Raw genomic sequence first — 14,825 nt, 5'->3', positions numbered from 1 at the left:
TACCCTGTTCAATTAGTACGCGCGCTGGTAAGCCGTTTTCACGATGGTGTAGAAATCACGTGCATACTGGCCCTGCTCGCGCGGACCAAAGCTGGATTCCTTGCGGCCGCCAAACGGCACGTGGTAGTCAGTGCCTGCCGTTGGCAGGTTCACCATCACACAACCGGTTTGGGCTTGTTGCTTAAAGAGGGCGCTGCTGCGAAGGCTGGATGTCACAATCCCCGCAGTCAGGCCAAAACGGGTTTCATTCACTTTGGCGATGGCTTCATCCAGAGAACCGACGCGCTGAACACAGGCCATAGGAGCGAATAGCTCTTCCTGATTGATGTCCCAATCATTCTGGGTATTGATGAACAAGGTCGGCGCCATGTAGTAACCGTCGTTTTCAAGGGTTAAACGCTCACCGCCGGTGACCAGTTCCGCTCCCAGTTCATGGGCTCTCTCTACCCATTTCAGGTTTGAAGAGAGTTGGCGTTCATCGACGACTGGCCCCATAAACACGCCGTCTTCCAACGCATGACCGACTTTCAGTTGCTGCATACGCGCGGAAAGTGCTTCAACGTAAGCATCATGAACGCTATCAAGGACGATAAGGCGGGAGGACGCGGTACATTTCTGACCTGTCCCAGAGAATGAGCCGGCAATGGTAGCTTCAACGGCGATATTGATGTCAGCGTCTTCGGCAATAACAAGGGCATTCTTACTGCCCATCTCAAGCTGGCAGCGAACAAAGTTAGGCGCCGTCGCTGCCGCCACTTTTCGGCCTACATCTACTGAACCCGTGAAGCTGACAGCATCGATTTCGCTGCTGTGGATCAGGGTATCGCCCACTTCAGAGCCCGACCCCAGCACTAGGTTAAACACCCCTGCTGGCAGCCCTGAACGATGAATGATGTCTGCCAATGCCACGGCACTTGCCGGTGTCAGGTTGGCAGGCTTCCAAATCACGCTGTTACCAAATGCCAGCGCTGGCGCGATTTTCCAAGAGGCGGTCGCCGTCGGGAAGTTCCATGGCGAAATGATCGCTACGACACCCACCGCTTCGCGAGTGACTTCCACCTGAACGCCGGGACGCACAGACTCGGCCATTTCACCCATTTGGCGCAGCACTTCCGCCGCGTAGTATTGGAAGAATTGTCCCGCACGGTAAATCTCCCCGCGACCTTCAGCGAAAGGCTTGCCTTCTTCACTGGAAAGCAAACGACCCAGATCATCACAGCGAGCAATCAGCTCATCGCCAATGGTTTGCAATACTTTCTGTTTTTGCTCCAACGGCGTTTTCGCCCACACTGGTTGTGCTTCACGGGCACAGGCAATCGCCTGATGAACCTGAGCTTGGCTGGCTTGCGCAAAGTCACCCAAAGACTCGGAAATGTTAGATGGGTTGATATTGGCAACCGTTCGGGTTCCCTGACACCATTCCCCACCGATGTAGAGTGCATTTTCTCTATTCAGGTTCATCGTTGACTCCTTGATTTCTATTTCTCATTCCAAATTCATTCGTTATTGAGGAAGCGCGGCGTATACCACCAGCTCCACCAACATGCCTTCCCTTGCTAAACCCGCCACCACCATGGCCGCGCGGTTTGGATAGGGCGCATTAAAATATTCCGCATAGACCTTGTTAACAGTATTGAGGTAGCTACGGTCAGTCACGTAAATCAGCACTTGGAGTACCGCCGAGCTTGTCACACCTGCACTTTCAAGTGTGTGCATCAGGTTATCCATGGTTTGACGGGTCTGTGCTTCAATGCCGCCATCCACCAGCTGGCCTTGGCTATCAATCGGGATTTGAGCAGTGTAGAGCGTGCCGTTATGCCCTACCGCCCACTCAAGGGGCGCTTTTGAGGCAAACAGATCTGTTTTAATCACGGATTTCTCTACGTGGCGATTCTCTTTGGGCAACATTGAATTCAGACTCTCTTTGTCAATTTGTTAACAATTGATTAAAGTCTGCCTTACAATTTTTGATAAAACGAACGGTTAATTTTTTTCAATTGTTCAGTTTTATTTATCACTTTCCGGAGAGGGGTTTGGAGATATGGATATCAAGCTGCAGCAGTTGAAACACTTTTCTCTGGTGGCAGAACAGCGTGGTTTTCGCGCTGCGGCTTCAAGAGCCAATCGTTCACAGGCTGCACTGTCTACCTCGGTAAAAGAACTTGAAAAGATACTGGGACAATCCCTTTTTGATACAGGACACAAGGCTAAGCTCACCCCTTTTGGCGAATTCTGTCTTCCTAAAATCAATCAGTTCCTCAAGCTCTATGATGAGCTGAATTCTGACCTCTGCGCTGCCGCCGCAGGCCAATTAGGTCAGGTTAGAATCGCCAGCGTTCCTTCTGTCGCCGCCAAGTTGATTCCTACCATTTTGGCAAGCTACACAGAAAATCATCCCAATGTGGATGTCGCTTTGGTCGATGACAACGCAGCCGGTGTCGAAGCAAGGTTGCTCGCAGGTGAAGTAGATTTGGCGCTGGGGAATTGTCTCCATATTCAGGATGAACGCATTGAATTCACACCGCTGCTGGCTGACCCCTTGGGTGTCGTGTGTTTGAAGGACCATCCTCTAACACAGCAGGCAAGAGACATCGAATGGCAAGATTTGGTGGCGCTTCCTTTTGTAAAAAATGGCACTTGTACCTTGCTTGAGCCTACGCATGCTAATGTACTCGCTGCCAACGCACGCTACAGCGTCGAAAACATAACTTCCCTGTTTTCCGTTTTAAAGCTCGGGATAGGCATTACTACCCTGCCTAAACTTGCTTTCCCAGATGACGAGAAAGATCTTTGCTGGCTCCCTCTAACAACACCTTATGTGGAAAGACAAATTGGTATCTTACGGCTGAAAGATCGCTACTTTTCGCCGCAGGCTTATGAATTTTACGAACTGTGCAAAACACGACTTGCTGATGATAGGAAAAACCAATCTTAACGATAGGAGAAATGAAATAGCCTCAAAGCCGGGATACGAATAATCTACACCTAAGCAAATCAAAGGAAAGGTTTTCAAAATGAGTACATTAACCGTGCGTTGTCCACATTGTAATAAGCTGAATCGCATTCCAGCTGAGCGCGTTGATGAGAATCCAAGCTGCGGCATTTGTAAGTCTTCGCTGCTGACAGGAAAACCGATTGAAGGTACTGATGACAACATGGATGCCCTGCTCGCTTCTGGCAAGCCAGTGGTTATTGATTTCTGGGCACCTTGGTGTGGTCCATGTCAGGGATTCGCGCCAGTATTTGAGGCCACCGCAAAAGGTAAGCAAGAAGACGCTATCTTCGTCAAAGTCAACACTGAAGAGCAGCAAGCGCTGGCAGCGAAATATCGAATCCGCAGCATCCCGACCATCATGGTGTTCAAGGATGGCAAAATGGCCCAACAAATCAACGGTGCGCTGCCACAAAATGAGTTCAACGGCTGGTTATCCCAGACTATTTAACTCTTTTCACTATCCATATCGAGGGGCGCTAAAGCGCCCTTTTTTTGTTTCGATTGAACCGAAACCCTCAATAACGACAAAAACCAAGGGGTTGTTATCAAAAACATTAAATGATAATAATTATCATTATCTATGAAATAATTCGGGGCCGGTAGATGATCGACAGAACGTTTTTATACACAGAGTATTTTCAGTCGTTGGAAAGGTTTAATAGTTCAGACATTGTCTGGGGCTATGAGCCTGATGTGGTTTACCACTTCATTCAGTCTGGTGTCACGCTCGCTTCCTACCATGAGTTAGGCGCAGAAAACGAAAGCCCGCTGCTCGCCGAGCTGTATCTGCGTCAGATTTATTTCGCAATGATTGAAGCCATCCGCGACCCCGAACGATCACAGCAATTCCGCCATGTGTGTCTGAACATGATTCATGAGCCTCTGATTGCGCTCAAACGGTTTTATAAACGCCGCCATGGCGGGGAACAGAGATTCCTCTCACTACAACTCGAATTACAACGCCTTCAGGCACCATTGGATTAAAGGCAAAAGGACCCTGTATGACTACCCAAGAATTCAGAACAGAGAAAGACAGCATGGGGGAAATTCGCGTTCCTGCCGATGCCCTCTACCAAGCACAAACTCAGCGTGCCGTCGACAATTTCCAGTTCAGTCGACACACTATGCCAGCCACTTTTATTCAGGCCTTGGCATACATTAAGCAGACCGCTGCTATCACTAATGCGCAGCTGGGTTTGCTGCAAGGTGATATTGCTGAATCAATCTCTGATGCTGCCCAAGAGATCATTGATGGTGAACACCTCGACCAGTTTCCTGTCGATGTATTCCAAACCGGTTCTGGTACCAGTTCTAACATGAATGCCAATGAAGTGATTGCGACGCTCGCCAGCGCCAAGCTCGGCGATATCGTTAGCCCAAATGACCACGTAAATATGGGCCAAAGCAGCAATGACGTAATCCCTACTGCGATTCAAGTCAGTGCCGCTTTAACGATTGAAAAGCACCTTCTGCCATCTTTGGCACACCTCTCCCATACACTGCATATGAAGCGTGAAGATATCGGTGCCGTGGTCAAAACAGGGCGCACTCATTTGATGGATGCGATGCCTGTGACTTTTGATCAAGAACTCGGAGGCTGGCAGTTCCAGGTTGAGCATGCCAAAGAAGGTATTGAGCGCAGCCTGAAAGCTGTTAAAGCACTTGCACAAGGCGGAACGGCTGTTGGTACAGGTATTAATGCAGATCCGCGCTTTGCTTCCGCATTCGCCCACAACCTGTCACAAGCGACAGGCTCGCAGTTTGAAGCCAGCGAAAACTTCTTCTTCAACCTCAGCAGTCAAGACGCCATGGTTGCTTTGTCTGGCCAACTCAAGACGGCTGCTGTTGCCATCATGAAGATTGCCAATGATCTGCGTTGGATGAACTCCGGTCCGCTGGCGGGATTGGGCGAAATTGAGCTTCAAGGCTTGCAGCCAGGATCTTCCATCATGCCGGGAAAAGTGAACCCTGTGATTCCTGAAGCAGCAGCGATGGCAGCAGCGCAGGTGATTGGTAACGACGCCACCGTCACCGTGGCAGGTCAGTCTGGCAATTTCCAGCTTAACGTGATGCTTCCAGTGATTGCTCACAATGTGTTGGAGAGTATTGAACTGCTCAGTAACAGTTCGCGTGCACTCGCAGACAAAGCCATTTTCACGTTCACGGTTAGGAAAGAAAATCTGGATGTTGCGCTGGCGAAGAATCCCATTTTGGTTACTGCGCTCAATCCTGTGATTGGCTATCTGAAAGCGGCAGAGATCGCCAAAAAGGCTTACAAAGAAGGTCGAGCCATCATTGATGTTGCGGAAGAAGAGACAGATTTAGACAGAGAAACGTTAACGCGCTTGCTCGACCCTACCCAACTCACCCAAGGTGGATTGGCAGAATAGAATAAGAATACCCAAACGACCCGAAGATGCTTGAATTCAGAGGTCATCAATGCGTTCAATTCGAGGCAAATTTCGCGAGGAATAGTGGTTCTATTTCCGGGGAATTTAACGAAGAAGTGGGCGCATTGAAGGCCTCCCTTCGGGCGAGTTGACTGACGCCGTGCTCTTTGATGTTCCTTTTTGATAGAGATGACTACACCTGCAAAGGAACGCCGCGATCACAACGCCAGTCAATCTCGCTGAATCCTGCATCTTCAGGTTGTTTGGGTATTACTCAAAGCACTACCTTCACTTGCTGAAATACCGGAACAGCAGTTAGATTCCGGACGACAAACGCCCTCAATTGAGGGCGTTTGTTGTTAGGGGCTGTTGACTTTTGGTGGTTAAATTTTGTTCTAGCCATAAGCGTTTTAGGCGCGGCGAGGTGTGTGCTGCTATTCTAAGCAAATACACCTCAACAAAGCATAAAACGCTTAGGGCAGAACCCTTCGGGCAGCGTTTGTGGGGAATTTCTGCTGCGTTATCGGCTTCTCATGTAGGCTAGCTACACATCGAAGCCTCCGCCTTGCATTAAATCCCCACAAACTGCTGCAAAAATCATCACCAAAGGTCAACAGCCCCTAGTGAAAGCGAACTTCCTAAATCAGGAGTTAGTGTTTTTTCGGTCCGTAACGAACCAGATCTTTGCCAGTCTCAAACACTTCAGGGGTTACGTCACGCGCGAGGATCAGTTGATGCTTATCATCCAGTACGGCAAGAAACGGCTGACCCGTTGCATTGTTAGTTGCCAGCGCAACACCCGCTACACCCGTCAGTCCCAGACCACCGCTTTCAATGGCGATAAGGAAGGTTTCCAGCTCTTCGAGGGTGCTGATGATATCAATTTTGTCAGTCATAAATTCGCAGTTAATGTGGTTTGAATAATGCGCAGGATTATTCCATGTCAGACACGCCATTGGCAACGAGACGCGCTTACTTTGTCACGGTTCCAATGGTTTCCGCTAACTCTGAAAAATAGGGATTCCACGTTAAACGGGCATGGATTTTACCTTCTTCCAGATAGTCATAACTGGAATACCAAAGTTCGTCACTATTAGGACACGCTTTTTCTGCTTCCTCACTCTGGCCGTTGTCACAAACCAATTGGCTACCGTTTTTGCCGTAGTATTCGTTGGTTGGAGAGAACAACACACTCATGTGAGAAAACGTACTGATACGTTGCTCTGGAATGGATGAAGCCAAAGAGATAATGCGTGTGTCTCCTGTGATTTTCCCGTCCCCGTACCATACAAAACGGCTTTGAGGATGAAGAAAGCTCGACTTAAACAGGTCAATGGTTTCAGCAGAATCCAACACGCTATCGCTCTCACTGATGACCATCAGTACAGGCTTGCGATATGGCATTTCTGATAGCTGATCATTCACTTCACTGACTGACTCAGAAAATAAAGCTGCACCGTTTGTAGCCAAGGTAGCGTAGCGGGTGTAGTTGTCTTCATGCGGATCAACATCCAGCCAATCCAGGAAATAGTTGGCCACTGGGGCAATCACATGAAGAGAATCTTTTGGTGCCATGGCAGGAGAGAACAACAGCAGGCCATCAATATCATTATGTTGAGCAGCATAAGCCGTTACGAGATTTGCACCCGTCGAGAAACCGCCCAGCCAGATTTCATCCACGTCATTTGCCAACAGCTCTGCGTGATGTTGAACCACCCGCTTCCAATCATCAAAGGTTGGCAAAATCAGGTCGCCGGGACGCGAGCCATGACCGGGAAGTAACACGGTTCTAACCAGAAACCCCTGCTCAGAGAGAACGTTGGCAATATCTCTGAAATAGAATGGAGAATCACCTAGCCCATGAACAAAAAGTACGCCTTTAGTCGGCGTAACTTGGTCCTTTGGAGCAAGCTCAAACGGCGCATTTGCATCAATTTCTGTCTGCTTGTCGTCCGTCAAAAAGACCCGGTTTTGCTCCAGCCAAAGTTTGGTGTCTTTAACATATTCGTCGAACGACGTTTGCTCATACTCAGGCAATTTCTCTGATGTTTGATACAAGGGCTCATCAGGTGCCTGCAAACAGCCTGTTGTCAGGAATGCTCCTCCCAATACAACAGCTGCCGCTTTCAAATAAGTTGAGTAATTGGATTTCATAAAACCTCTCGCAGGATGGGATGAGCCATCCCTACTGATTAATGAAATCACTGTAAACAACGCAGTGTGAAAAAAATGTCAGCCGTTGTGAAAATTAGCCAAATGCTATTATTTTTCATGACTTTAAAATGGACAGGCTGTGGGCTTTTATGAAGTAAAACTTGCCTCGACATACTAGCGCTTGGCAACAATTCTCATCTCTACCAACGCATTGTCTGGGATAAACTCCGATACACCAATGGCAGACCAAGCAGGATATGGCGCTTTGATGTACTCATCCTTAACCATAGAGAAAACATCGATGTACTTTTTTAGTTCTATGTGAAATGTGGTCATTTCAACGATATCTGAATAACTGAGTCCTGCCGCATTCAGGTAAACACCCAGTTTGTAAAACGCATCGTGAAACTGCTCTTCCGGGTCTGTGCTGATTGGCTTGTCTTTTCTTGCAGCCGTCACACCGGAAAGATACACAGTGCCATCGGCATCCATCACTGGCGAAAAATGCCAATCATCGAAGTAATGCTTAAATTCTTCCGGGACGATTGATTTCTTCATGACACCCTCTTCGTCATCAGTACATCAATAATTGTGGTGCCTTCAAACTCTTCCGAAACAAAACCATCCGCATTTTCAAAACCATGCTTCGTGTAAAACTGAATGGCTGTTGCGTTGTTATTCAGCACGTATAAATGGATCTTTCTCACGCCGCTATCTCGAGCTGCATTTTCCAAATTGCGCATAAATAGACTCCCCATACCCTTTCCATATTGGGTTGGGCAAAGGTACAACTTACTTAGCTCAATGATCTCTCTGGCAACTGGGTGGACTCGATAGGACATAAACCCAACCACTGTGGAGGCACTTTCCGCAACAACAACAAATTCCGCATTTGTTTGTATAGTTTCCTGCCACTCTTTAATCCGGGCTGAGAGCGTATAGCCTTTGATATAGTTCTCTGGCATTAACCCCTCGAATGCGACTTCCCAAGAGTCGACATGAATTTTTGCTATTTGCTCCACGTCAGATAACACTGCTTTTCTGAGTTTTATCTCCATCTTTTCTATCCTGATGCCTGACCTTTTTGGACGGCATAAGGTATCACCCGCCACTATCTGTTACTGACAGGTGACCCCCTTAAAATGTAACTTCCCAACATGCGTCGCAAATGCCAAAGAGGTCCAATGAAACTCGCTCCTTTCCCACCATTGGGAGTGCTGTCTTTTTTGGTTCTTTTCTGCAAGTCAGCATTACAGAAATTGTCTTGTTCTTTTCCCTTAAAGCGAATAGTGGTGTTCGGTCGCCTGAATCAGTTGCCAGCACTGGGTTTCGGCTGTAATATCGCGCCGATTTTTTCGGGCTCGGATGTCTTTCTGACCGCCCAACCGACGAGATTCTCTGAGTAAATTCAGATGTTAACGCGGGGATGACGATATATCCCTGGAGTATTAATGCGCCCTATCGAGGGGGCCTTTGGAGGTGGAAACCGACAATGAAAAAATGGTCTTCAATTCTGGCCAGCGCTGCATGTGCAGCCGCTATCTTCACCACACCGGCACAAGCTGCTGATGATCAGCTGATTTTCGCGAACTGGGGTCCTTACATCTCAACAGAGCTGTTGGAACAATTTACCCGCGAAACTGGCATCAAGGTTATCTACTCAACGTACGAGTCGAACGAAACCCTGTATGCGAAAATGAAAACCCACCCAGACGGGTATGATCTTGTGGTGCCATCAACCTACTTCGTAGCAAAAATGCGCGATGAAGGTATGCTCCAGAAAATCGACCATTCGAAGTTGAACAACTTCACCGAGCTGGATAAGAACTACCTCGACAAGCCGTTCGATCCAAGCAACGATTACTCCATTCCTCACGTGATTGCGATGACAGGTCTGGCAGTGAACACAGACATGTACAACCCAGAAGATTTCGACAGCTGGGCAGATCTGTGGAACCCAGAGCTCGAAGGCCAAATCATGCTGATGGATGACACCCGCGAAGTGTTCCACATCGCACTGCGTAAGCTGGGTTACTCAGGTAACTCAACCGATCCAAAACAGATTGATGAAGCATACGAAGAGCTGAAAAAGCTGATGCCAAACGTATTGGTATTCAACTCAGACAATCCAGCGAACCCTTACCTGTCTGGTGAGGTGGGTCTGGGCATGTTGTGGAATGGCTCTGCAGCCGCTGCACAACGTGAAGGTCTACCGATTGAGTTGGTATGGCCGAAAGAAGGCGGTATCTTCTGGGTAGATAGTCTGGCAATTCCAAAGAACGCGAAGAACACCGAAGCGGCTCACAAGATGATCGACTTCCTTCTTCGTCCAGAGATTGCAGCAAAAATCAGTGCTGATACTGGTTACCTGACTGCGGTTGAGAAATCTAACGCTGCATACAAAGACAACCCAACCCTGTTCCCGCCACAAGAAGACATTGACCGTGGCGAGTGGCAAGACGCCGTTGGCGACCTGACCGAGAAGTACGAAAACTACTTCCTGCGCTTGAAAACCGGCGAATAACTTTTCGCGTCTGTTTACATAAGGCCACCTCAGAGGTGGCCTTTTCATTGTTTTTCCTTACTTTTCCTACGTAAATATTCTCTGAGAAATCGTCTCATCTTTTAAATTGAGCGTTTGTTTTAAACCGATAGGCAGGCATTTTTTGCAGCACTGCATACGCTTTATGAAAGCGGTTTCTTCTATTCACCCCAAGGCCGAAGTTTTGCCTATTCCAAAGCCAACCAACTGGATTTGCAGATATTTTCTTGGGGTGATTTTTTTTAGAGGAATGAGAAAGAAAAAGAGACGTTAAGCTCTAAGCCAAACTTAACGCCATTAGCACACTGCAGAAAGCGACCTCTCAGCGCTAACACTTATCGTGCTTAATAAACCAGGCGTGGTTTAAGGGTACTCTTCAGAACCATTAGAAAGTGACGACGGCGCCTAACGCGTAGGTGTTGTTTTTCTCGGTGTTACCTTCGTTCACTTCGGTACGGTTATATTCTGCCACCAGGGTCAGATTGCTATTCACAGTATGGAACCAAGCCACCGCTTTGTTTTCGTACTCCAGCGTTTTGGTGCCATCAGTGTCGACTTCAGTGTTGCCGTAGGACAGCACAAATCGCTCACTATCAAAGGTGTAAGAGCCTTGCAGCAAATAGCCATCTGACTTGGTCTTTTCTGTACTCACGATAGTATCCAAGCCAGCCACATCTCCTAGCCCAGTAGTACTGAAACCAGAAGCATTCAACGCTAAACCACCGAAGCCAACTCGCACACCACCGCCCAGACCATCCGAATCAACAGTGCCATTACTGTCTTCCGAACTTTGGGTCACACCATTGATGTAAGCTTTGAAGTCAACAGTATCAAAGTCGCCGGTGTAAGTGATTTCACTTTCAAATCGAGGGCTGTCTTCCGAGCTGTTTGCGCTCTTCTTGCTTGGGTCCATCACACCCACTGCAATTTGGAAACCAGACAGATCAGGTGTGCGATAAGTCATTTGAGCTTTCGGGAATGGGTAGGTGTAACCCGAGCCAATGTTACCGAAAGAAACGTTTCCACCGTCAATAAGACCATAGTAATCACTGCTTTGGCCGTGACCGAGTAGCAACTCATCGGTAAGGATGTTGCTGCGTGAAAACAGACCGAAGTCCTTACCCAGCAATACCTGTCCCCAATCAGAATCAATAGTGGCGTAGAACTGGCGCACATCAATACCAGAGCGGGTACCTAAGCCTTCTGCACCGCGATTATTGTCGGTGTCATTGAGCGTGACCCAGAATGACGAACGCGCACCAATCTTGAGATCATTCACTTCGGTTTTAAAATTAAAACCAATGTAGTTAGGCAAAAAGCCGATACGAACACGAGACTGGTCACGACTGATTTTATTGCTGTTCGGATCATTGAAGTCAGACAAACGATCAGAGCTCGAATTGGTATAGAAGACGTTGACCAGAAGATCGGTGGTAACAGAATGGGTATCATCGTCATAGAGCGTTACAGCGGCAGATGCATTTGCACACATCATCGCCAAAGTCATTGGCGCAAATTTAAGCGCATGCTTATTCATTAATGGGTACTCCTTACTCATTTTTGCACAAGGCCAAATAACACCACTGCAACTTGGGTAAATCACAGTGAGCACTCATCGTATACCGACGATAATAACCTAATAATTAAGAGTTAGGATGAAATAAGCCCCACTTTTGAATGAGGAACTAAGAAAGGCAAGAAATACGCTTCCACGATAATTGAACACTAGCTATCTATGCACTAAATATTCAATTATTTGAATATTGGCCATTTGAGAAGCTATGGTGAATATTTGCGTTTCAAGGATCGGTGCTAGGAGACTATGCTGGGGCACCAGAAAATGAAAAAGTGTCCTCCAAATAACAAAAAAAGAGCCGACATTATCGGCTCTTTTCTTATTAGGCTATCAGTCGCTGAGGCTTAGCAAATCTGCCCTGCCCCCTCAGAAATGTCTTTCTTGTTCTCAAGAGTCGCTTGAGCTGCCAAACGAAGTCCTTCGACGATAGTATCCAGAGACATGGATGGCTGATCGGTCGCAGCTGCTTGCTCTGGTAGCAGAGGGATATGAATAAAGCCGTGGCCGATATCTGTGTCACGTAAAAAGTGTTGAATACCATAAAATACGTGGTTACAGACAAAAGTACCTGCGGTATTCGAAACCTGGCAAGGAATACCGTTTTCCTGAAGCTTGCGAGTAATCGCTTTGATCGGCAAGGTCGAGAAATAGGCCGCAGGCCCTTCTTCATCGATAGGCTCATCAATCGGCTGGTTTCCGCCATTATCTGGAATACGGAAGTCGTCCATGTTAATTGCCACACGCTCAGGTGTGATCGCATTGCGACCCGCAGCCTGACCGACGGTTATTACATAACTTGGTTGATGCGCCTCAATGGCTTCACTGATCGCTTTCAGTGCATCATACCGCGTTACCGGCACTTCACAGGTCACAATCACGCCACCGTCAAGCTCAGCGCCATCTAGTTTTTTCACCGCTTCCAGCGCAGGGTTGATCGATGCGCCGCCAAACGGCTCGAAACCCGTAATCAGAACTTTTTTCATCGCTTTCCTCAGAATGCAAAGCTGTACATAACAAATATGTTGAATGCCAAGATGATCAGCCCTGGGATCACCTGCATCAGAATAACGTGGTGCTTGTTTTTCAGTTCAAGCAACGCGGCTGGTACGATATTGAAGTTTGCCGCCATAGGTGTCATCAGGGTACCGCAATAACCTGAAAGCATGCCCAGCACACCAATAATTGCGGCGTTACCTCCGTTTTCCAACACCAATAGTGGAATACCGATACCTGTCGTGATCACCGCAAAGGCCGCAAAGGCGTTACCCATCACCACAGTGAAAATCATCATACCGGCACAGTAGGCAATCACATTTACCAGCAGCATGTTTTCCGGGATCATCATTTTCACGATTTGCGCGACGGTATCCCCCACACCCGCTTGATTAAACAGATAACCCAATGCAGCGAGAAACTGCGACAAAATTGCGGCCCAGCCAATAGAGTCAATCAGGCGACGACCTTCGTTCAGGCTGTGTATAGGCTGACTCTTCGTCATGACCAGCGCCACAATGATTGACGCAATCGAAGCAATACCCAGACCCACCAGCGCGCCCAGAGAAGTGAATTGGCTGATAGCAACGGTTCCCACCGGCACAATCGCCGCTGGGATAAAGAGTTTGTTTTTCAGCACCGACGCGGTTTTCTGACGCTCTTCTTCGTTGGTGGTTTTGTAATTGCCCGCACCCATGAAGCCGCCAGCAGCCAGCGCAGTCAACGCAAGTACCATCAAGCCTGTCACCCAGTTCGGTATCATCGTGCCGAAGATAAAGGTCACACCGTAAATTAACCAGAAAAGGCCAGTACCAACTCGTTTGGGATTGTCTTTGTCCAAAAAGGTTTGAAGTGAGAAAGCCAGCAACAGCAAACCTGTGGTTTGGTAAATATATTCAAGCATGGCCATTACCCTTCGCTTTTAATGTCAGTCGCCGTTGCAGCGGCTTTTTCTAAGTTTTTCAGCAAACGGGCTTCCATGATTTTGCTGAAAACCACGAACACGATGTAAGAAGCAATAGCCGTTGGCAGCGCCCACAACGCCATGGTTTCTAATTGCACATCCAACTTGTTATCAGCCATCACGCCTTTAATCAGCAAGATACCGCCCGTGCCGATAAACAGCAGTTGGCTGAAGAAGTTACCAAAGTTTTCACTGGCAGCGGCGAGCGCGCGAATGGCCTGACGCTTCTCTTCTTGCAGCTTCGGTGAAACTTTCTCTGCTGCCGCTTCCGCCATAGGTGCAATTAAAGGACGGATCATTGATGGGTGACCGCCAATGCTCAAACCCATGCCATTCGTCACTTTCCGTAGTAGTAGATAAGTCATCAGAATTTTGCTGACAGACGCTTTTTTCATGGAACCGATCAGCTGTTCTGCACGTTGACGAAGACCATAGCGTTCTAGGATGCCAATCATGGGAAGAATAAGAATGAAAAGAGACATATAGCGGTTTTGGGTGAAGGATTGGCCCAGCGTGGAAAGAATATCCATCAAGGCGATATCGGCAACGAGGCCCGTTGCTACCCCAGCAACTAAAATAACAAGCAAGGTGTTTAGCTTTAGTGCCAACCCTACCGTAATAATTACGATGCCAATCAATGGCCAGAAGTCGATCATGTTTGCCCTCTACACGGCGTTTTTATTGTGTTTTTGGCAGGTTTCCACCTGCCTTCCACCCGAGTATACGAGAGCCGAAATTTCTCCTCCAATCAGAGTTTTTTGTTATAACAACCAATAAATCACTTCAATTACTCCAGCCATTCATTTCCACCACTAAAGTCGGAAAACTCTCCTCCATTTAAGCAAGAACCCTGCTTTGGCTTGCCTATTTATTCTCCCTTTATCTCTAACATAAAAGGCAATGAGCACTTCAAATACGGCGAGCGGGTGAAAATTGAACGAAATGCGCTAAAACCAAGCAACTATTAGGATTATACCCAAATAACCTGAAGATGCAGGATTCAGCGAGATTGACTGGCGTTGTGATCGCGGCGTTCCTTTGCAGGTGTAGTCGTCTCCATCAAAAAGGAACAACAAAGAGCACGGCGTCAGTCAACTCGCCCGAAGGGAGGACATCAAAGCGCCCACTTCTTCGTTAAATTCCACGGAAATAGAACCACTATTCCTCGCGAAATTTGCCTCGAATTGAACGCATTGATGACCTCTGAATGC

The 14,825-nt window shown here is 47.8% G+C and carries 15 protein-coding genes; 5 read left to right on the top strand and 10 right to left on the bottom strand.

Going from position 1 to position 14,825, the window contains the following annotated elements; all coding sequences use genetic code 11:
- Window positions 1-12: 12 nt before the first annotated feature.
- Both D515_RS11385 and D515_RS11380 read right to left on the bottom strand, forming a co-directional pair.
- Window positions 13-1,461 carry an aldehyde dehydrogenase family protein gene (locus D515_RS11385; RefSeq protein ID WP_002538601.1) on the bottom strand — a complete coding sequence of 483 codons (1,449 nt, stop codon included), beginning with the start codon at window positions 1,459-1,461 and terminating at the stop codon, window positions 13-15.
- Window positions 1,462-1,503: 42 nt separating this feature from the next.
- Entirely contained in the window at window positions 1,504-1,908 is a 405-nt protein-coding gene (locus D515_RS11380; RefSeq protein ID WP_002538599.1) for a RidA family protein, read from the bottom strand.
- 133 nt (window positions 1,909-2,041) lie between these two features.
- Between D515_RS11380 and D515_RS11375 the strand changes: the two genes are divergently transcribed.
- The 4 genes from D515_RS11375 to D515_RS11360 all read left to right on the top strand — a co-directional run bounded on the left by D515_RS11375 (window position 2,042) and on the right by D515_RS11360 (window position 5,385).
- Window positions 2,042-2,935, top strand: coding sequence for a LysR family transcriptional regulator (locus tag D515_RS11375; protein WP_002538597.1), 894 nt, complete (start codon window positions 2,042-2,044; stop codon window positions 2,933-2,935).
- 79 nt (window positions 2,936-3,014) lie between these two features.
- Window positions 3,015-3,443, top strand: a complete 429-nt coding sequence (gene trxC / locus D515_RS11370; protein WP_002538596.1) for a thioredoxin TrxC — start codon at window positions 3,015-3,017, stop codon at window positions 3,441-3,443.
- A gap of 155 nt (window positions 3,444-3,598) precedes the next feature.
- Window positions 3,599-3,979 carry a hypothetical protein gene (locus tag D515_RS11365; RefSeq protein WP_002538595.1) on the top strand — a complete coding sequence of 127 codons (381 nt, stop codon included), beginning with the start codon at window positions 3,599-3,601 and terminating at the stop codon, window positions 3,977-3,979.
- Between the two features lie 17 nt (window positions 3,980-3,996).
- Window positions 3,997-5,385: a class II fumarate hydratase gene (locus D515_RS11360; protein ID WP_002538594.1), complete on the top strand. Its 1,389-nt coding sequence runs from the start codon at window positions 3,997-3,999 to the stop codon at window positions 5,383-5,385.
- A gap of 650 nt (window positions 5,386-6,035) precedes the next feature.
- Here the strand turns inward: D515_RS11360 and D515_RS11355 are convergent.
- The 4 genes from D515_RS11355 to D515_RS11340 form a co-directional block, all read right to left on the bottom strand.
- The gene (locus D515_RS11355; protein ID WP_002538593.1) at window positions 6,036-6,281 is read right to left on the bottom strand and encodes a hypothetical protein; all 246 of its coding nucleotides are present in this window, start codon (window positions 6,279-6,281) and stop codon (window positions 6,036-6,038) included.
- Window positions 6,282-6,357: 76 nt separating this feature from the next.
- Window positions 6,358-7,539, bottom strand: coding sequence for an alpha/beta hydrolase (locus D515_RS11350; protein WP_002538590.1), 1,182 nt, complete (start codon window positions 7,537-7,539; stop codon window positions 6,358-6,360).
- Window positions 7,540-7,713: 174 nt separating this feature from the next.
- On the bottom strand, window positions 7,714-8,097 hold the full coding sequence (locus tag D515_RS11345) for a Rid family hydrolase (protein WP_002538589.1): 384 nt from the start codon (window positions 8,095-8,097) through the stop codon (window positions 7,714-7,716).
- Complete coding sequence (locus D515_RS11340) at window positions 8,094-8,597, bottom strand: GNAT family N-acetyltransferase (RefSeq protein WP_039849967.1); 504 nt, start codon at window positions 8,595-8,597, stop codon at window positions 8,094-8,096. The genes D515_RS11345 and D515_RS11340 overlap by 4 nt, the downstream gene beginning before the upstream one ends.
- 434 nt (window positions 8,598-9,031) lie before the next feature.
- Here D515_RS11340 and D515_RS11330 point away from each other — a divergent pair, with 434 nt between their 5' ends.
- Complete coding sequence (locus D515_RS11330) at window positions 9,032-10,063, top strand: extracellular solute-binding protein (RefSeq protein ID WP_002538584.1); 1,032 nt, start codon at window positions 9,032-9,034, stop codon at window positions 10,061-10,063.
- A 403-nt stretch (window positions 10,064-10,466) separates the two neighbouring features.
- On the opposite strand, the gene D515_RS11325 is transcribed toward D515_RS11330, so the two are convergent.
- The 4 genes from D515_RS11325 to D515_RS11310 all read right to left on the bottom strand — a co-directional run bounded on the left by D515_RS11325 (window position 10,467) and on the right by D515_RS11310 (window position 14,270).
- Window positions 10,467-11,618, bottom strand: a complete 1,152-nt coding sequence (locus D515_RS11325; RefSeq protein WP_002538582.1) for a porin family protein — start codon at window positions 11,616-11,618, stop codon at window positions 10,467-10,469.
- Between the two features lie 383 nt (window positions 11,619-12,001).
- Entirely contained in the window at window positions 12,002-12,640 is a 639-nt protein-coding gene (pcp, locus tag D515_RS11320) for a pyroglutamyl-peptidase I (RefSeq protein ID WP_002538581.1), read from the bottom strand.
- 8 nt (window positions 12,641-12,648) lie between these two features.
- Window positions 12,649-13,554 carry a DUF979 domain-containing protein gene (locus tag D515_RS11315; protein WP_002538579.1) on the bottom strand — a complete coding sequence of 302 codons (906 nt, stop codon included), beginning with the start codon at window positions 13,552-13,554 and terminating at the stop codon, window positions 12,649-12,651.
- Between the two features lie 5 nt (window positions 13,555-13,559).
- A complete protein-coding gene (locus D515_RS11310; RefSeq protein ID WP_002538578.1) occupies window positions 13,560-14,270 on the bottom strand; it encodes a DUF969 domain-containing protein in 711 nt (236 codons plus the stop codon).
- Window positions 14,271-14,825: the final 555 nt, after the last annotated feature.

Origin of the sequence: Grimontia indica (assembly GCF_000333895.2) — a bacterium.
Lineage (GTDB): Bacteria > Pseudomonadota > Gammaproteobacteria > Enterobacterales > Vibrionaceae > Enterovibrio > Enterovibrio indicus.
The sequence above is the reverse complement of the archived record's forward strand: the minus strand, read 5'-3'. Positions and strand labels throughout refer to the sequence as shown.